The following is a 21,020-nucleotide window of genomic DNA, read 5'->3' on the forward strand; positions in this document are numbered from 1 at the left end:
AATTACGTTTAAAAAATGTAATAGGTGATTGATTGTTACTGCGGTCTAATGATAACTTTGGAACAATAGTTTCAAAGTTATTTTTTTAATTTTAATTTTAATTAAAATCTTGCAATTTTTGCTTATTATTTTATAATGTGAGTTATTAAATAAAGGAGGTATTATTTATGAACAAGCATAAGTCTTGGTTACAAGTATTAATTGTAATTTTGACGGTCATTTGGGGAGGATTGACGGCGACCACACAAGCGCAAGCCGCGGGAACAAATGGTCAAGTGCAAGATGACTATTTGCAAAAAGTGCAAGCTAAAAAAGAGCTAGTGATGGGAACTAGTCCTGATTTTCCACCATATGAATTCGTTAAAAATATTCATGGCAAATCAACAGTTGTCGGAATGGATGTCGAAGTCGGTCAAAAAATTGCGTCGGACTTGGGTGTGAAATTAGTTATTGAGCGGATGGATTTTGATTCGTTGTTGGTGGCTTTAGAGACTGGCAAGGTTGATATGGTCATTTCAGGTATGAATAACACGCCACAACGGGCGAAGAGTGTGGCTTTTAGCAAGGATTATTATCAAACAGGGCAAGATTTATTAATTCGGCAAGCTGATGTACATAGGTATCATAATTACCGATCATTTTCAGGCAAAACTATTGGCGCACAAACAGGTTCTATTCAGTATTCATTGATTAAACAACAAGCTAAAGCTTCGAAACTCAAAGGCATGGATAAAGACAATGATTTAGTTTTGGCGTTGCAAACACATAAGATTGACGCAGTGGCAGTTGATACGGCAACCGCTAAAGCCTTTGTCAAAAATACTAATGGTTTGGTTCGGATTCCTTCGGGTTTTAAGATTTCGTCAGCGGGTTCTGCAATTGCTTTTCCTAAAGGGGCCAATTCTTTAGTACAAGCAGCCAATAAATCCATTGATACGATTCACAAGGATAATTTAATTAATAAAGTCTATTTACCCAAAGTTGGTAAATATATGACCAATAATAAATCTAAGAAAGCCAAGCAAAAAGCTAACTCCATGTGGGCTTATAAAGATTTCTTTGTTGCTGGTGTGGGTTATACCTTAATGATTTCCGCAATTTCGGTCTTCTTTGGGTTCTTATTAGGAATCATCTTAGGTTTAATGCGGTTAAGTCAGAGTTCTTGGGCGCAAAAGTTAGCAGGAGCTTATATTGAATTTGTGCGGGGCACACCGTTGATGGTGCAATTACTGTTTATTTATTTTGGTTTAGGTGTGGTTGTTAATATTCCCGCTTTATTATCGGGAATTATTGCGGTTTCGCTAAATTCGGCAGCTTATGTGGCTGAAGTGATTCGTTCCGGTATTAATTCGGTTAATGTTGGGCAAAGAGAAGCTGCCCGTTCGTTAGGAATGTCACGGGTTTTAACCATGCGGTATGTCGTCTTTCCACAAGCAATGAAAAACATTTGGCCCGCTTTAGGTAATGAATTTATTTCTTTGATTAAGGAAAGTTCGATTGTGTCTGTAATTGGAGTTAAAGATTTAATTTATCAATCGCGTTTAGTGCAGGCGGATACGTATCGTGGCGTAATGCCTTTAGTCATCACCATGATTTTGTACTTTATCATTACGTTCAGTTTGTCGCGTTTAATGAAATATTTTGAAAGGAAAATGGGCCATGGAAACGACTAAACAACAGCCAGTTTTGTTAGCAACGAAACAATTAACAAAAGCATTTGGCACCAATACAGTGCTCAAAAATATTGATTCACAAGTACACGAAGGTCAAGTAATTTGTTTAATTGGACCTTCAGGAGCCGGGAAAAGTACCTTTTTAAGATGTTTAAATTTATTGGATCAACCAACTTCGGGGGCGGTCCTTTTCAAAGAGCAAGACTTAACACAGTTAGCGGATAAACAGCTGGATCAGTTGCGTCAGCAAATGGGGATGGTTTTTCAGCAATTCAATTTGTTCCCTCACATGACAGTTTTGGATAACTTGACCTTAGCACCGCTGAAAGTTAAGCAAATTTCAGAAACGGCAGCGACTGCGAAAGCACAAGAACTGTTAGAACAAGTAGGTTTGAGTGATAAACAAACGGCCTATCCGGCTAATTTATCAGGGGGCCAACAACAAAGAGTGGCCATTGCGCGGGCCTTAATGATGGATCCGCAAGTGCTACTTTTTGACGAACCTACGTCGGCCTTAGATCCCGAAATGGTGGGCGAAGTTTTGAAAGTAATGCAGGATCTGGCTCAAAAAGGAATGACGATGATTGTCGTTACTCACGAAATGGGTTTTGCCCGTAACGTTGCTGATCAGGTTTGGTTTATGGCCGATGGTGGCATTCAAGAGTCTGCTACACCAGCACAATTCTTTCAACATCCTCAAACTCAGCGGGCACAGGACTTTTTAGATAAGATTTTAGAGTCTTAGGGGTTATTTTATGGAACAACAACAAGCGTTAAAAATTTTAACTGATTTAATTGCAATCGAGACCGTTGATCAAAACGAAAGCCAGGTCGCCGACTATATTGCACAGTTGTTTCAGCCGTATGCCGATCAAGTAGCAATTCAACGCGTTAATTTTGCTCCGGGACGCGATAACTTATTAGTTACAATTGGACAAACCGGACCGATTTTGGGTTTTAGTGGTCATGAAGATGTCGTTGCAGCTGATGCTCATGCTTGGCAAACGCCGCCTTTTGCAGGAACTGTTCGTAATGATAAAGTTTATGGTCGCGGTGCGAGTGATATGAAATCCGGCTTAGCAGCAATGATTGTGGCCATGCTTGATTTATTAGCGGCCAAACAGCCGTTGGCAGGACGAGTCCGACTATTAGCCACAGTTGGTGAAGAGACGGGCGAATATGGTGCAGCTCAATTAGTCAAGTTGGGTTTAGTCGATGATTTATCCGGACTAGTTATTGGTGAGCCATCCAATTTGCAGCTGGAAGTTACGCATAAGGGCGTCATTGATTACTGTGTCACTTCACGGGGAAAGGCGGCTCATGCTTCGACACCAGCGGCGGGCAAAAATGCGATTTGGCCATTAATAGACTTTGCCCAAAAAGTGCAAGCCTATTTTGCACAAGCTGAGCTAGCGGATCCTATTTTAGGTAAAATGACGCATGTTCTGAGCCAAATCCAGGGCGGTGAACAGATTAACTCCGTCCCCGCACAAGCAAGTTTAACGGGAAATATTCGGACAACGCCGGCTTACACTCATGAACAAATTTATCAATTTTTAAATGAGCAAATTCAACAATTAAATGCTCAAGGGGCCGATTTAACCATTGAGTATCGTTATCCGGAGTTACCGTTACCGGATCAATCGCAAAGTAAATTAGTGACTATAGCCCAGTCTGTTTTACAAAAGCAACTGCATTTGCCAGGCGAAATCATCGCCGGTCAAGGAGCAACTGAAGCTTCAGAATATATTCAAGTTGGTAAATTTCCGATTGTCATTTGTGGTCCAGGTGAAGGAGTGAGTGATCACCAAGCTAATGAATGGGTCAGTGTCCAAAATTATTTGTTAGGCTGCCAATTTTATCAAGCTTTGGCACAAAATTTTTGGCAAATGAATTAAAAATAGCACTTCACAATAGTTGTTGTGTTAAGTTTCATTACTCAGAAATTTGGTTTCTGCTTTTTAAGAAAAAGGTTGACAAAAAGTTGTTGCTGTTTTAAAGTTGCAATAATTAAAAATTGCTGAGAAAAGATGAGTAAATATCACGCTAATTTAGAGAGTCACGGTGGCTGAAAAGTGATTTAAAACGGATATTGAAGATGGTCTGGGAGCAATCTCAAGTTTAACTTGCGGTTAACAACTGATAACTTGTTTCAGTATGAAAGGTACTGATTAAGAGTAGTATTGTGAGATACTGCTAAAAAAAGGTGGTAACACGCTAAGTGCGTCCTGCATGAATTCATGTAGGACGCTTTTTTTGATTTTCGCCAAGGCCGATTTCGCAGTAATCTAAGGAGGATAATTATGGAACAACAGGTTAATCCATTAGCAGCATTACATTATGATATCGTCGGTAGTTTTTTGCGCCCAGCAAATTTAAAACAGGCGCGCCAGGCTTTTACTGAACACAAAATAAGTGCCCAGGATTTAAAACAAGTTGAGAATCAAGCGATTATTGACTTATTAAAGCAAGAGGCGAATTCGGGCTTAAAAGTCGTGACAGATGGCGAATTTCGCCGCAGTTGGTGGCACTTAGACTTTTTCTGGGGATTAAATGGTTTACAAAAGGCTCAAGCGCAAACGGGTTACCAATTTCATGGTGAACAAACTCGAAATGAGACCGTTAATCTGAACGGTCCGATTAGTGGAGAACAACATCCGTTTGTGGAGCACTTTAAATTTACGCAGGCGCACACGCCGGATAATTTATTAGTTAAGCAAACCATTCCAGCACCGAGTCAATTATTAGCGGAGTTAAGTCGACCAGAAAATCAGGATAGTGTGCGGCAGTTTTATCCTCATGAGGACAAATTACTGCAAGCTATTACAACTGCCTATCAACAGGTTTTAATAGATTTAGCCGCAGCAGGTTGTCAGTTAGTTCAGTTTGATGATTGTTCTTGGGGGCAGATCATTGACTGGACGCTGCATCAAACACAAACTCCAGCTCGTATTGCCCAAATTAAGCAACAATTTGTCGATTTAAATAATGCAGTGATTGTTTGTGCCCCGTCAGAGTTAACTATTAATACGCATATTTGTCGTGGTAATTATCATTCCACTTGGTTTGTGGCCGGAGGTTATGAGAGCGTGGCAGATTTTTTATTTAAAAAAGAGCAGGTTCAAAGTTTTTATTTGGAATATGATACAAAGCGAGCTGGCAGCTTAGAAGTAATTCAAGCTATTCCAGCGGATACGCGCGTGGTTTTGGGCTTAGTGACGAGCAAGTCGGGGCAATTAGAAGACAAAGCCCAATTAATTCAACGGCTGCAGGTGGCTAGTCAGTATCATCCATTAGAAAACTTGGCTTTGAGTCCTCAATGTGGTTTTGCTTCAACTGAGGAAGGAAATATTTTAACCGAACAACAACAATGGGCTAAAATTCAGCTGCTTCAAGACGTGGCGCATGAAGTTTGGGATGCGTAGTTTAAAAAGAGCAGTATAATTAAAATATGTTTAATAAAGATGATGGAGGTAAGCAAATGGATAATGAAGAAGCGGATTATTTTTGGCAGCAAAAGCTAACTAATGGGCATACACGCGTTGGTTTGGCGCCTAAAGGACAAGAGGAAGTAGGAAGTGTCGGGTTTGTTGATTTGCCGCAAGTTAGCGAATTAAACGTCGGCGATTTCTTACTATCAGTGGAGAGTGATAAAGCAGTGACGGAATTGCATACGCCCTGCGCTGGCCGAGTTGTTCAGTTTAATCAAGCTTTGGTAGAGCATCCAGAATTGTTAAATGAAACTGATCAGCAACATAATTGGATTGTAGAATTAGCTTAAATTAAAATATTAATGGTTGATCAATTTTGCTACTTAAAAGTCTCACGACTGGTAGAAGCATTTTACTGAAAACAGGTATGCTATAATGAAAAGCAGTTGATTAAATTTTAAATTGTACAAAAAAGGTTGGCGAATTTAGTGCCTAATGATAAAAAATTACAACCCCATTTTCATTTAGCTGCGAAAAATCATATGGATATTCCCTGGTCCCGAGTTGTGGCCCAGCATTTAAAGCAAACTGCAGTCAATGCTTCCTTGATGGAAAAAGCTACGATTATTGGACGAGTGGGCATGATTATGTTAGCTTCCGGTACGGGAGCGTGGCGCGTGCGCGACTCAATGAATACGATTGCGCGGATTTTAAAAGTGACGTGTTCAGCGGATATCGGTTTGGTTTCGATTTCGTACAGTTGTTTTGATGGGCAAGATGAGTACCGCAGTGTGACAGAAGCTTTATCGTTAGCTAGCAGTGGGGTAGATACGACTAAATTAGCAGCCATGGAAAATTTTGTAGCGCTTTTTGAAGAAGAAGGCGCTTTTTTAAGTGTTGGCAAAATTCATCATTTACTGGATAAAATTCAACAGCGACCCAAAAATTATTCTCCTTTGATATTGGGGCTAGCCGCGGCAGTAGCTTGTAGTGCCTTCGTCTTTTTGTTGGGCGGTGGTCCAGTCGAAATGTTTTGTACTTTTGTCGGGGCTGGTTTAGGTAATTATGTCCGGTCGTTAATGAATAGTAAGCATTTAACACTCTTTGCAGGTCTAGCAGCAGGAGTGGCGGTGGCTTGTTTAACTTATTTAGTCATTTCCAGAACCTTAGAATTTAGTTTGCATATCAATGTGGCGCATGAAGCGGGTTACATTGGTTCGATGTTATTCGCTATTCCGGGATTTCCGTTTATTACCAGTGGTTTAGATATTGCTAAATTGGATATGCGCTCGGGCATTGAACGCTTTGTTCATGCTGTCACGATTATCATGGTCGCGACCTTAGTCGGCTGGATGGTCGCCTTAGCCAGTGACTTACGGCCCGATAATTTTGTGCCCTTAGGGTTGAATCCGTGGTTGTTAGCAGTGCTTCGGTTTCCAGCGAGTTTTTGTGGAGTATTCGGTTTTTCTGTGATGTTTAACAGTTCCAAAAAAATGGCGACTCTGGCCGCTTTTAATGGTGCCATTGCTAATACTTTACGCTTAGAATTAGTTGATTTAACTACTTTGCCGCCCGCTGCGGCCGCTTTTGTCGGGGCCTTAGTGGCCGGTTTATTAGCATCAATTATCCATAAAAAGTTTCATTATCCGCGGATTAGTTTAACCGTACCTGCTATTGTAATTATGGTTCCCGGTTTATATATGTATCGAGCAATGTATTATTTAGGCGTCGGTGCGATTTCACAAGGTTCTCAATGGCTATTGAATGCGATGATGATTGTCATCTTTTTACCACTAGGTTTAATCTTAGCGCGAGTCTTGATGGATTCTGATTGGCGACGGGCGAGTTAAACTCAAAAGTGCAATTTTTTCAAGAATGGGGTTAATTGGTCTAGACTAGCTCGGCGCGTTTGCCTATTCTTGAGCGGATTTGCGGGTAAATAAATGACAACTTAATTATTTTAGAGTAAAATTATGACTTAATATTTATTATGCTGAAGAAGCGTTAATGGTGTATCATTAAACTTTAATTTAGAATAATTTAGCAAAGGAGATGTTGAAGTAGTTACCACTGAGTCTTTAGGAATTAATGGAGGGTTTAAATTTATTTAATAAATGGAGTGATATTGATGAAAAGTCATTTAAAAACACTAAGTAGTTGGTTAGTGTTGATATTTAGCTTCTGGACATGCTTTAGTCTTACTAGTCATCATGTCCAGGCTAAGACCTACCAAATTGGAACCGACGTTACTTATCCGCCGTTTGAATTTGCAAACGATCAAAATAAATATATCGGCATTGACATTGATATTATTAATGCCGTCGCTAAAGAAGAGGGCTTTAAAGTCAATACCAAACAAGTTGGTTTTAATTCTGCTGTGCAGTCCGCACAAGCAGGACAGTTGGATGGTGTCATGGCCGGAATGACAATTACTCCGGAACGACAGGCCAAGTTTGATTTTGGAACCCCCTATTTTAAAACTGGGGTTGTCATGGCTGTTGGTAAAGATAGCTCCATCAAAGATTTTAAACAGTTAAAAGGCAAACGAGTAGCGATTAAAACAGGAACAGCGGCTGCTCAATACGCTACGAAGCTGAAGAAGCGTTACGGCTTTAAAACAGTCACGTTTGATGATTCTAACAACATGTACCAAGACGTTGTAACGGGCAATTCGGTGGCCTGTTTTGAAGATCAACCAGTGATGCAATATGCGATTAATCAAGGTATGAAATTAAAAATTGTTACCAAACCAGCACAAGGTGGTTGGTACGGTTTCGGTGTGAAAAAGGGTACGCATCAGGAATTGCTCCGGCAGTTTAATGCCGGCTTTAAAAAGATTAAGGCTAATGGAACCTATGACAAAATTGTGGCCAAGTATTTGGGCGGTAAGACGCACTCCGCAGTTAAAGGTCAGACTTTTACCATTGGGACTGATGTGACTTTTCCACCGTTTGAATTTGCCAATAAAAATAATCAATACGTCGGTATTGATATTGATGTTGTCAAGAAGATTGCTAAGGATCAAGGCTTTAAGGTAAAGATCAAACCGCTGGGCTTTAATGCTGCTGTGCAAGCCGTTGAATCTGGCCAAATTGACGGGGTCATGGCCGGCATGTCAATTACACCAGAACGTCAAGCCAAATTAGATTTTTCCGATCCGTATTATCATTCTGGGGTCGTCATGGCTACTTCGGATAAGGGTCGAGTAACTAGTTTGAGCCAGTTACGTGGTAAAAAAGTAGCAGTTAAGACGGGGACGGCTGGTGCGCAATACGCTAATAGTATTAAACACAAATATGGTTTTAAGACAGTCACGTTTGATGATTCCAATAACATGTACCAAGATGTGTTAACTGGTAATTCGGCGGCTTGTTTTGAAGATCAGCCAGTCATGCAATATGCGATTAAAAAAGGCACTAATCTGAAAATTGTTACCAAGCCGGCATTAAAAGCACCGTATGGTTTTGCTGTTAAAAAAGGCCAAAATCAAGAATTACTGAAAGCTTTCAATCAAGGCCTAACCAATATTAAGGCTAGTGGTACCTATGATGATATTAAAGCTAAATATCTTGGTGGTAAGGCAGATAAAGGCGTTGCTAAAGCAGGAGCTGATCATGAAGATCGGAGCTTTATCGGTTTGTTGAAACAAAATAAAGGTGCGCTGTGGTCCGGTTTTGTTGAAACCATGTGGTTAACCGTAGTTGCCATTATTTTTGCAACAATCTTTGGCGTCATTATCGGTTTATTAGGTGTTGTGCCAATGAAATTCTGTCATTGGATTTCTAGTACAGTGATTTATCTGTTCCGGGGCATGCCGCTATTAGTCTTGGCATTATTTATCTATACTGGAATTCCTAGCTTAACTGGCCAAAAAATTCCCGCCTTTTTAGCTGGAACGATTACATTAACCTTAAACGAAGGCGCGTATATTGCCGCTTTTGTTAAAGGCGGAATTGAAGCAGTCGATGTGGGACAGATGGAAGCGGCTCGTAGTTTAGGTTTGCCATTTGGTAAAGCAATGCGTAAAGTTATTTTGCCGCAAGGAATTAAGATTATGATTCCGTCATTTATTAATCAGTTTATTATTACGTTAAAAGATACGTCCATTTTATCTATTATTGGAATTTTGGAATTAACCCAAACCGGAAAAATTATTATTGCTAGAAACTTAGAAGGCTTTAAAGTTTGGACCATTATTGCGATTATTTACGTCGTTGTAATTACTCTATTAACTTGGTTATCTAATTGGGTGCAAAGGAGGACACAAGGATGAGTACCAAAGTCGAAGTGAAAAATTTAGTTAAAACCTACGGCACTAATGAAGTGCTGAAAGGAATTGACTTAACGGTTCAAGATAATGAAGTTGTGGTCATCATTGGTCCTTCTGGTTCTGGTAAGAGTACGCTTTTACGGACACTCAATAAGTTAGAAGAACCAACTTCAGGTAGTGTTTTAGTTGATGGTATTAATATTGCTGATCCCAAGACGAATATGAATCAAGTGCGGGAAAATATTGGGATGGTTTTTCAGCATTTTAACTTGTTTCATAACTTAACTGTGGGCCAGAACATTATGTTGGCGCCAGTCGAATTAAAAAAGCAAACCAAAGAACAGGCGCAAAAGAGTGCCCAACAATTGTTAGAAACGGTCGGTTTGTCCGATAAATTTGATGCGACTGTGCAGTCTTTGTCAGGTGGACAACAACAGCGAGTGGCGATTGCCCGCGCTTTGGCGATGGATCCGAATGTCATGTTATTTGATGAACCAACCTCAGCACTAGATCCGGAAATGGTTGGGGACGTTTTGGCAGTTATGAAAGATTTAGCCAAAAGAGGAATGACCATGATTGTGGTGACGCACGAAATGGGTTTTGCCAAAGAAGTTGCCGATCGGGTAGTCTTTGTGGATTCGGGTAAGATTCAGGAACAAGGCGAACCCCAACAAATTTTTGAGCATCCACAAAATCAACGTTTGCAGGACTTTTTAGATAAAGTTTTGAATGTTTAAAAATAAGATTTAAAAAATTAATACTGTATTATTAGCCAACTTGGTCTAAAAAAGATCAAGTTGGCTTTTTGTTCACAAGCGTTTTAATTTTATTTTGGGTGGAAACGCTATATTATGAATGCGTATTAAGAATGTTCTTATTTTTTGAACAATAGACATAATGGAGGCTGGATGATGTCGAAATATACAAAATATACGCAAGACCAAAAAGTTCATTATAAAATGTACAAAGCTAAGAAGCACTGGGTGTTTGCAGCAATTACGACGTCAACTATTTTCTTGTTTGGCGCTAATTTAAATAATATGACAACGCAAGCGGCAACCGTAAGTGGTGATGATGCCAAAAGCGTCGATCAAGTACTGGCTAGCAGCAATTCTGATAGTTCTACTTCATCTGTTACACCATCGGTGCCAACCGAGCAAGAAAAGCCTGCTCCAGTGGCGCAAACGCCAGCATCTGCCACTCCTATTGCTGAATCTGCTGCGACAGTTAATTCGAATACAACAACTACTAATCAAATTCCGGCAGCAACAGCAGTTCAGTCGAATAATACAGTTCAGTCAACTACTAATTCTACAACTAATAATCAAACTGCTATTCATGAGCCAGTAACTACTACTCCAGCAAGTTCAACCGCTGTACAGTCGAACGCCACTAATTCTTTATTACGTAGCACTACTGCAACAGCACCCCAACAAGTTTCCTATCAAGATGTTTTACGAGATTCGGGGATTGACCAGAATGGGATTGCCACCGTTACCAAAGATAATTTTTTAGATTATTTTGATTACAGTGGTAGTGGTTCCTATGATCCAAGTACCGGTTTATTTACTTTTACACCAGATGATCGTTCTCATGTCGGCAGTTTTAGCTTAAAGAAAAAGATTGACTTAAGTAATGATTTTTCGTTAAGTGGCAAAGTTCGTTTGGGCGATAAGCCCAGTTATTATGGTGGTGCTGATGGTGTCAGCTTTGCCATTCATACTGGTAATACCGATGATATTGGAGCCTTTGGTGGTAACCTCGGGATTGGTGGTTTACAAAATGCTTTTGGCTTTAAGCTAGATACTTATCCAAATGAAGATTATCAAGCCCCCGATCCAAGTAATTCTGATAATGAGTTTGGTTGGGATGCTGATCAGCCAAATGGTTATTACGCTTATGGTGCCTTTGTCACGACTTCTTTTAAAAATGTCAAAGGAACTGATGGTAAAGATTATCCACGTTGGTGGGCTACTGTTGACCAAAAGTCTGTTCAAGGTTTGGCCGATAATAATTTAAATAATTCGCTACATGATTTTACGGTAACTTATACCGCCAGCACTCGTGAATTAAAAATTACGTTCAAGACCACTAATGGTGTCACCATGGTTTGGACGAAAGACATTCCAGATACCGATATGTATCGTTCAGTATCCTTAATGATGGCGGCTTCGACAGGTTGGAATACGAACTTACAAGAATTCCAAATTGATCAATTTAAATTCAAACCTGCCCAATTTGTCAATTTGAATTATGTTGATCTGAACGGTAATCCTATTGGCAAAGGAACAGTTTCTCAAACAGTTACGATCAGTGCAGATGGTAAGACTTATACTGCCCAAGAACCGCCAGAGATTGCGGGTTATCAATACGTAGCTGTAGATTCCACGGGACTGCCAAAAACCGGAACTTTAGACAGTAGTACGAGTGGTAAGACGGTTACTTATGTTTATAAACCCGTAGCACAATCCGGCCAACAAGTCATTACTGATCAAGATAATTTAGTAGAAGGTAGTAATTTACCAGGAACCAGTGTTGCGGCCCCCGCAGAAGCTTATAAATCCAACTTAGTTGTCCCAATTACGCGGACGATTAATTATTTAAATGGTGCAACTAATCAATCAATTGCGCCTACTGTGACGCAAACTGTTAATTATTATCTCTCAGCAGTTGTGAGTGATGATGGAACTTTTTTAGGCTACGATACTAATGGTGATGGCCAAGCGGATACGAAAGATAAAAACCAAGCATTGCAGACCATTGGGGCAGCAGGCTCGACAACGAATCCTAATGCTAAGAGCTTTGCGGCAGTAACTTCACCGAATGTTGATGGGTACAATGCGCCCAGTCAAGCGGTGGTAGAACAAGCCATTGCGCGCCAAGAAGATGAACCATATGATGTTGATGTTTATTATGTTCAATCTAAGCTTCCCGATACTGGTTTAGCAATGGTGACGACCGGCGATGATTTACCCGATACAGTAAAAGCTGATGATTTAGTAGATACCGTTCATCGTACCATTCATTATCAAGATCAAGCTAAACCGGGGATTCCGATTAGTCCGGATGTTGTCCAACAGGCTGATTACCAATTAACGGGGGTCATTGATAAAGGGAATAATGATCAATTCTTAGGTTATGATACCGATAACGATGGCAAAGCTGACGTCTTGTTAAGTGATTTTGCTTCTACTGCTGACGCGAAAGACGCGGCGGTGACGAAAGTCGCTAAAAACTTCCAACAACAAGAATCTCCAAGTGTATCAGGTTATTCCACTCCAGATCAACCATTTGTGACTGCTAGTTCGGCTGTGCCTGGAACAAAAGATGTGACAGTTTATTATTCTAAATTACCAGTTTTGAGTGAAGATACAATTCAAGCAAACGCTGCAATGGATTTACAACCGGGGTATATTGTTGATCAAGATGACTCTGATAGTCCTCAATGGCCACAAGAAGCCATGGCAAGCAATTTAAGAAAGAAAATTACGCGCACGATTAATTATGTTGATAAAGATACAGGAGCTCAAGTCTCTAAGCCAGTCACGCAAATTATTGATTACCAGGTGATTGCACAATTTACCGAAGAGAAGACTGACGGTAAAGTTACCGGCATTCACTTTGATGGTTACGTTTTACCAGATGGTTCTTTAACCACTGATAAGCAGACAGCTATCAATCAGAACTATCCACAATCATTAACGGCAGCAGCTGTTGTTTCGCCGAACTTAAGTGCTCAAGATTATGGAACTCCCGATGTGGGCACTGTAGCAGCTGTAGCAATTCCTTATGATAGTAGCGATCAAACTGTAACAGTTAACTATACGAAAAATCGCTTTATCCCAGTGAAGGATTCTGCTAATGCGAAGGGTGATACACCAGTAGAAACTGACAGTTCGGTGAAGATGCCCGAAGAAGCTTGGAAAATTAACTTAACGGGTAATGTGCAACGGACAATCAATTATGTAGTACCAGCTGATGATCCAGCTGCTTTGAGTGAGATCAAGGAGGCTTTAGGTAAGCAAGAAGAACCTGATGGTAGTGTCGGTGTGCCATATCTAATATTAACTGATGATGATGGTAATACGGTCGTTTCAGTGCCGCAGTTGGTGGATTATCATTTAACAGCCGTGGTAAATGCGAATACTGGTGCTTTTGTTGGCTATGATACCGATGGCGATGGTAGTACCGCCGAAACTAAAGATAAAAAAGCTGCTGTCACTTCCTATATTAATCAAAATCAGCGTTCATTTTATGCTCAACCAACACCAACGGTTGCAGGTTATACACCTGATCAAGCAACTGTCGCTGCTACTGACGCAAATATGGATAATTTGACCGTAACCGTCAAATATGCAAAGAATCGTACGATTGCCATTACTGGTGGTGATCAAACTACTGATGATTTAATTGAACCTGGTAGTCAGTATAAGGTTCCAGAAGAAGCTACAGGGGCTAACTTAAATGGTACAGTATCTCGGAATATTATTTATGTTACACCAAATAAGGACGTGGCTAATGAAGTTGCAAGTGGCTTAAATGTCGATCCAGATCCTAATAATTCAAATAATGTGATAGTTAAGCAGACAGTTAATTATCAATTGACTGGTATTGTGGATGCCACTACCGGCAAATTCCTTGGCTATGATACCACGGGTGATAAAATGGCAGATACTCAGGATAAAGATACGGCGGTTGCGGCTGCGTTAAAAGATCGGACCTTTTATGACCAACCGTCTCCAACCGTAACTGGTTATACTCCAAGTACGAAAGAAGTAGCTGCGAGCCGTGATACAAAAGATATTAAAGTTTATTACACCGCGAATGATTTGATTCCGGTTAAGGGTGAAGAGTTAGCTAGTGATGCTACGACCATTGATCATGAAGGCACAACGATTACTTTACCAGATGAAGCTAAGCCAGCAGCATTAAATGGAACTGTTCAGCGTACTATTCATTATAAATCCAAAGACGGCTCCAGCTTACCTGACTCAACAGCTGCTGAAGATCACGTTCAGAGTATTGAGTATCATTTAACAGCAGTTGTGGATTCCACTGGTGCCTTCATGGGCTACGATACGACTGGTGATGGGCAAGCTGATACGCAAGATAAAGATTATGCGATTGATGAATATTTAACAAAAAACAAGAGTGAGTTTGCAGCGGTAACCTCACCAACACAATTAGGCTATTCAGTAGATACACCAACTGTAGAAGCAAGTTCAGCAGCTAATGCTACTCCAGATGTGATAGTCACTTACACTAAGAATCGGACTTTACCGATTTCTGGCGGGGCAGCTCATAGCGTAGGGCAACCAGTGGAACCAGGTAGTAAAGCAACTACGCCAATAGAAGCTACGAAGGATAACTTAACAGGGAACGTGACGCGGACGATCAAGTATGTCATGGCTGATGGTAGCCCTGCAGCAACGCCAGTGGTTCAAGTGGTACCGTACAGTTTGACGGCTATTGTGGACTTTACCGGGGCTTTCTTGGGCTATGATACCGACGGTGATGGTAACGTTGATATTGCAGCTAATGCTACTGATGCTAAGAACGAGGCTATTAAAAAGGCAATTAGTGGTCGAACTTTCTATGAAGCTCAATCGCCAGAAATTGCTAATTATACACCTGATCAATCAGTTGTTGATTCAAAAGCTGCCAATTTGGATGCTGAAACCGTAACAGTCACTTATACACCGCAAGCAACTGTTACGATTAAAGATAGCGATAATCATGATAAAAATACGCCATTGCAAACCGGCAGTAACTTACCGACACCGGCGGCTGCTTGGAAGGAAAACTTGACTGGTTCTGCCAAATTGGTAATTAAGTATGTTAAAGCTGATGGTACGGAGGTTGCTGCAGAAAGTTCGCAGGAAATTCCTTATCATTTGACGGCGATTGTCAATGCTGTTACGGGAAAATTTATTGGTTACGATACTGATACTGATGGTAAAGTTGATACCACGAACCAGCAAGATGCTATTCGGCAATCATTTGGAGATAAGACTTTTACTTCTGTAACTTCGCCAACCGTTACTGGCTATAAACCTGATAAAGCAGTGATTGAAAATGTTGCACCGGTCTTAAATGGTAATGCTGATAAAAATGCTGCCGGTGACGCTGCTGCTAATCAGAATACTTTAACAGTGACCGTCACTTATACGCCTGATAACATGGCAACTGGTACAATCCCAGTAACTGCTGGTGATAACGCTAATGGTAATACCCCAGTAGGTGATAGCACTACGTTGAAAATGCCACAAGAAGCATGGGCAAGTAATTTAACAGGTGAAACCACGAGAACTATCAATTATGTCAAGAGTGATGGTTCTCAAGTAGCTACTCCTGTTACTCAAAGTAAGACTTATCAGTTAACAGCAATTGTGAATAAAGCTGACGGGACTTTCTTAGGTTATGATACAACTGGTGATGGAGTGGCTGATACGAAAGATAAGACAACAGCGATTGCTGCTGCCATTACTCAAGATCAATTTGCTGCAGTAACTTCACCAACAGTTTCAGGCTATACACCAGATCAAGCTACAGTGGCAGCAGGCACGCAAGCCGGAACAGTGACGGTAACTTACACTGCTGATGGTACAACTCCACCTGAAGAAAATGATACGATTCCAGTGACGGCTGCTGATAATGCCAATGCTCAAACCCCAGTCGGTGATAGCACTACATTGAAGATGCCACAAGAAGCTTGGGCAAGTAACTTAACAGGTGAAACCACGAGAACTATCAATTATGTCAAGAGTGATGGTTCTCAAGCAGCTACCCCTGTTACTCAAAGTAAGACTTATCAGTTAACAGCAATTGTGAATAAAGCTGACGGGACTTTCTTAGGTTATGATACAACTGGTGATGGAGTGGCTGATACGAAAGATAAGACAACAGCGATTGCTGCTGCCATTACTCAAGATCAATTTGCTGCAGTAACTTCACCAACAGTTTCAGGCTATACACCAGATCAAGCTACAGTGGCAGCAGGCACGCAAGCCGGAACAGTGACGGTAACTTACACTGCTGATGGTACAACTCCACCTGAAGAAAATGATACGATTCCAGTGACGGCTGCTGATAATGCCAATGCTCAAACCCCAGTCGGTGATAGCACTACATTGAAGATGCCACAAGAAGCTTGGGCAAGTAACTTAACAGGTGAAACCACGAGAACTATCAATTATGTCAAGAGTGATGGTTCTCAAGCAGCTACCCCTGTTACTCAAAGTAAGACTTATCAGTTAACAGCAATTGTGAATAAAGCTGACGGGACTTTCTTAGGTTATGATACAACTGGTGATGGAGTGGCTGATACGAAAGATAAGACAACAGCGATTGCTGCTGCCATTACTCAAGATCAATTTGCTGCAGTAACTTCACCAACAGTTTCAGGCTATACACCAGATCAAGCTACAGTGGCAGCAGGCACGCAAGCCGGAACAGTGACGGTAACTTACACTGCTGATGGTACAACTCCACCTGAAGAAAATGATACGATTCCAGTGACAGCTGCTGATAATGCCAATGATCAAACACCAGTAGGTGATAGCACTACGTTGAAAATGCCACAAGAAGCATGGGCAAGTAATTTAACAGGTGAAACCACGAGAACTATCAATTATGTCAAGAGTGATGGTTCTCAAGTAGCTACTCCTGTTACTCAAAGTAAGACTTATCAGTTAACAGCAATTGTGAATAAAGCAGATGGTAGTTTCTTAGGCTATGATACTGATGGTAATGGTAAGGCTGACACGAAAGATAAGACAGCTGCGATTGCTGCTGCCATTACTCAAGATCAATTTGCTGCAGTAACTTCACCAACAGTTTCAGGTTATACACCAGATCAAACCACAGTAGCCGCAGGCACGCAAGCCGGAACAGTGACGGTAACTTATACTGCTGATGGTACAACTCCACCTGAAGAAAATGATACGATTCCAGTGACGGCTGCTGATAATGCCAATGCTCAAACCCCAGTCGGTGATAGCACTACATTGAAGATGCCACAAGAAGCTTGGGCAAGTAACTTAACAGGTGAAACCACGAGAACTATCAATTATGTCAAGAGTGATGGTTCTCAAGCAGCTACCCCTGTTACTCAAAGTAAGACTTATCAGTTAACAGCAATTGTGAATAAAGCAGATGGTAGTTTCTTAGGTTATGATACTGATGGTAATGGTAAGGCTGATACGAAAGATAAGACAACAGCGATTGCTGCCGCCATTACTCAAGACCCATTTGCTGCAGTAACTTCACCAACAGTTTCAGGTTATACACCAGATCAAACCACAGTAGCCGCAAGCACACAAGCCGGAACAGTGACGGTAACTTACACTGCCGCTGATAATGGTGGCGGAACTACACCGCCAGTAACGGATACGACTTCAGTCAAAATTAACGGTACGGCCACCAGATCTGTTTATTATGTCATGAATGATGGTAGTTTAGCTCCGGATTCACAATTACAAACGAAAGATTATAGTTTAACCGCGATTGTTGATAAAGCGGGTCAATTGTTGGGTTATGATACCAACGGTGACGGCTCAGCTGATACGACTGATAAAGATGAAGCTATCAAAATTGCTTTATTTATGGTACCGTTTGATGCGATAGATTCGCCAAGTGTTTCTGGTTATGATCCAAGTCAAACTACGGTTGCCGCAAGTAATGACCCTAATGATATAGTTGTTGTTTATACAAAGCCGGGCACCGCCCCAGCAACAGGAATTACTACTGTAACTATGCACGGTACTGCAACAAAGACTATTAGTTATGTCATGAGTGATGGAACTACTGCTCCAGTTGCTAAGCAAGAAAGCCAAGATTATAGTTTAACGGCAATTGTTGATAAAGCAACGGGTCAAATTAAGGGCTATGATACTGATGGTAATGGGTCAACTGATACCACTGATAAGAATGTGGCAATCAAAACAGCTTTGGCAAAGACCCCATTTGCTGCAATAACATCGACACCAGTTTCAGGTTATACTCCAAATCAACAAGTTGTGGATGCAACTAGTGATCCTAGTGATGTTATTGTTCTTTACACTAACGATGGCGGTTCAGTTACTCCACCCGAAGAAACTGGTACGATTCCAGTAACGGTTGCTGACAATGCCAATGCACAAACACCAGTCGGTGATAGCACTACACTGAAGATGCCACAAGAAGCTTGGGCAAATAATTTAACGGGTGAAACTACAAGAATCATTAATTATGTCAAGAGTGACGGTACTCAAGCAGCTACTCCTATTACCCAAAATAAGACTTATCAGTTAACGGCAATTGTGAATAAAGCAGATGGTAGTTTCTTAGGCTACGATACTGATGGTAATGGTACAGCTGATACCAAGGATAAGACAGCTGCGATTGCTGCTGCACTTGCTAAGGCTCCATTTGCTGCAGTAACTTCACCAACAGTTTCAGGCTATAAGCCAGATCAAGCTACCGTAGCGGCAAGCACACAAGCTGGCACCGTGACCGTCACTTATAAAGCTGATAATAATGGTGGTGGAACTACGCCAACTGTACCTGATAATAACCAGCCAAGTGACAATAATTCTGATAATAATAGCAATGACATTATTGTTGTTAAACCAAGCGATAATGTTAAACCAGGTCAATCAATTGACAGCAATAATCCAAGCGTTGTTTGGCCGACAGGAACTGCGCAAGAAGATCTGCAAAAGACAGTTACGAGAATTATTAAGTATCAAGATCAATATGGTAATACTTTGAGCTCACCAACGATGCAGCAAGTTGTTTATCAAATTGCTGCTGTGGTCAATAAAACAACCGGTCAGCTGTTAGGTTACGATACTGATGGTGATGGTCAAGTTGATACCCAAGATTTAACTGCAGCGTTTGCCAAAATCAATCGCACGCAAAACTTTGCTACACAAGTAGTGCCAGATTTAAGTAATCAAGGTTATGTTCCAGATACTCAAGTTGTTGCCAGTGCAGTGGCTGATACTAACGATCCGGATGTGATTGTGGTTGCTAACTATCAAAAGACTGCTTCAGGTAATGATTCAACTGGAAATACTCCAGGTAATAACACTACAGGTGCCAATAGTAATGGACAAACTTCAAATTCTGCGGCAACTAATCCTAATGGAACGATAACTGGCAACCAGCCTGCAGCGCATAATCTACAATTTGATCCGAATGCATTATCCGGACAGAATTTAAAGAAAGCACAATCTGCTGCTCAAAATAAATTACCACAAATGTCTGATGATCAACAAAAAGACCGCACCGTGTCATTATTGGGATTCGGATTGTTAGGAACATTATTAAGCTTCTTTGGTTTAGCAAATAAGAAGCGAAAAGATGAAAGGGATGAATAGTTAAAAGGATTATTAATAAAGGTTAACTGAAAAATGCTTCATAGCTAGTTGGAAATTTAATCAACTGCTATGAAGCATTTTTTAACTTTTTAATTGTGAATTGTAGTTATAACATCTTTAAGAACACAGAAGCGATAATGACTGAAGCCACCGAAACAGTGGCAAAACCGCCCACTAACATTTTGGGGAGCATTTGGTCATTTAAAACTGCTTCTTCCTTAGGATTGGTAGCTAATTGACTACAAATTTCAGTAGTTAAAATATAATCAGCGGGAAAACCGAATAAGGCAGTTAGAGAACAAGCAAAGGCCATCGCAGGACTCATCTTAAATGGTTTGGCTAAAATCCAAGATGCTAAAAACATTCCTAAAAGACCTAAAGCAATTAACACAATGATTTGTACTAAAACGCCAGCGATAATTTTGGGTGTGGTAATACTTAATTGGGAGAAAATATAAGCTAATAATCCATACATTAACCATTGAAAGACGCCGGCTTTGTTTAAAGCATTGTCTTCCAAAAAGCCTAATTGATGAGCAATTACGCCAAAAATTAAGCAAATAACATTCGCATTAATCGCGTTATGAATTAACATGCTACAGCCATTGGCTAATAGGGCGACAATGAGCACCCGCACAATAATAAAAGCTGAAGTTTGATAATCACTTGGAATGCCGAGCACATTTTTGGGAGTTGTTGAAGTATTCGCATTTTGCGTTTGCTGTGGATCAGCAATATTGCCGGCCCGGTACTCTTTTAAAACGCGCCGACCTTCTTTTTTGAGCATGACAGAAGTTAATGGATAGCCCACAACTGAATGTAAGACAAACATGGCTACTGGTAAAGTGACTAAAGTACTAATGCCCGCAGCTTTTAAGCCATTCGTCATTAATAAAGCGGCAACTAAACCACCAGTTAACGGTGGAATAGCAGCAACCACGGTGCGCCAATCAAAAATAGCAGTGCCGACAGTTAAGGTTAAAGCAATAACACCGATGGTTCCTAATAAAGCAATACAAACCGCGCGCCATTGTTGTAATAGTTCTTTTAAATCCATTAAAGTTCCTAAATGTACTAGTAATAATGAGATGCAGATATTGGCAAAATTAGTGTTGAAAGAAGCTTTAGCAACAATATCTTTAGGCAAAATTGTCCAAAATCCAATCACAAATAAAATGGCGGTAATAAAGACGGATGGTAAATAAGACTTGGTAAATTTGGAAGCCCATTCTCCAACTAGTAAAAATAACATCACAATGCCTAAAGCAACTAAAGAATTCATTGA

The 21,020-nt window shown here is 40.7% G+C and carries 10 protein-coding genes and 1 pseudogene; 10 read left to right on the plus strand and 1 reads right to left on the minus strand.

Annotated features, from left to right (window positions below; genetic code table 11):
- Positions 1-167: 167 nt before the first annotated feature.
- From AC3B6D_RS05710 to AC3B6D_RS05755, 10 genes and pseudogenes are all read left to right on the plus strand, one after another.
- Entirely contained in the window at positions 168-1,673 is a 1,506-nt protein-coding gene (locus AC3B6D_RS05710) for an ABC transporter substrate-binding protein/permease (protein WP_489758137.1), read from the plus strand.
- Positions 1,660-2,418, plus strand: coding sequence for an amino acid ABC transporter ATP-binding protein (locus tag AC3B6D_RS05715; RefSeq protein WP_489758138.1), 759 nt, complete (start codon positions 1,660-1,662; stop codon positions 2,416-2,418). Before AC3B6D_RS05710 ends, AC3B6D_RS05715 begins: the two co-directional genes overlap by 14 nt.
- A gap of 10 nt (positions 2,419-2,428) precedes the next feature.
- Positions 2,429-3,571 carry an ArgE/DapE family deacylase gene (locus AC3B6D_RS05720; protein WP_489758139.1) on the plus strand — a complete coding sequence of 381 codons (1,143 nt, stop codon included), beginning with the start codon at positions 2,429-2,431 and terminating at the stop codon, positions 3,569-3,571.
- Between the two features lie 405 nt (positions 3,572-3,976).
- Positions 3,977-5,098 (plus strand): 5-methyltetrahydropteroyltriglutamate--homocysteine S-methyltransferase, encoded by a 1,122-nt coding sequence (locus AC3B6D_RS05725; RefSeq protein WP_489775142.1) that lies wholly within the window; start codon positions 3,977-3,979, stop codon positions 5,096-5,098.
- Positions 5,099-5,154: 56 nt separating this feature from the next.
- The gene (locus AC3B6D_RS05730; protein ID WP_489758141.1) at positions 5,155-5,454 is read left to right on the plus strand and encodes a glycine cleavage system H family protein; all 300 of its coding nucleotides are present in this window, start codon (positions 5,155-5,157) and stop codon (positions 5,452-5,454) included.
- Positions 5,455-5,592: 138 nt separating this feature from the next.
- A complete protein-coding gene (locus tag AC3B6D_RS05735) occupies positions 5,593-6,954 on the plus strand; it encodes a threonine/serine exporter family protein (RefSeq protein ID WP_489758142.1) in 1,362 nt (453 codons plus the stop codon).
- Positions 6,955-7,232: 278 nt separating this feature from the next.
- Positions 7,233-7,517: pseudogene (locus AC3B6D_RS05740) on the plus strand (transporter substrate-binding domain-containing protein); the annotation flags it as partial.
- A 423-nt stretch (positions 7,518-7,940) separates the two neighbouring features.
- Positions 7,941-9,377: an amino acid ABC transporter substrate-binding protein/permease gene (locus AC3B6D_RS05745; protein WP_489775313.1), complete on the plus strand. Its 1,437-nt coding sequence runs from the start codon at positions 7,941-7,943 to the stop codon at positions 9,375-9,377.
- Positions 9,374-10,111 (plus strand): amino acid ABC transporter ATP-binding protein, encoded by a 738-nt coding sequence (locus AC3B6D_RS05750; protein ID WP_489758143.1) that lies wholly within the window; start codon positions 9,374-9,376, stop codon positions 10,109-10,111. Before AC3B6D_RS05745 ends, AC3B6D_RS05750 begins: the two co-directional genes overlap by 4 nt.
- Before the next feature lie 174 nt (positions 10,112-10,285).
- Entirely contained in the window at positions 10,286-19,735 is a 9,450-nt protein-coding gene (locus AC3B6D_RS05755; protein WP_489775143.1) for a mucin-binding protein, read from the plus strand.
- A gap of 106 nt (positions 19,736-19,841) precedes the next feature.
- Here the strand turns inward: AC3B6D_RS05755 and AC3B6D_RS05760 are convergent, their stop codons facing one another.
- Positions 19,842-21,017: a hypothetical protein gene (locus tag AC3B6D_RS05760; RefSeq protein WP_489769529.1), complete on the minus strand. Its 1,176-nt coding sequence runs from the start codon at positions 21,015-21,017 to the stop codon at positions 19,842-19,844.
- Positions 21,018-21,020: the final 3 nt, after the last annotated feature.

The sequence above is a fragment of the Bombilactobacillus sp. ESL1097 genome (assembly GCF_058107205.1).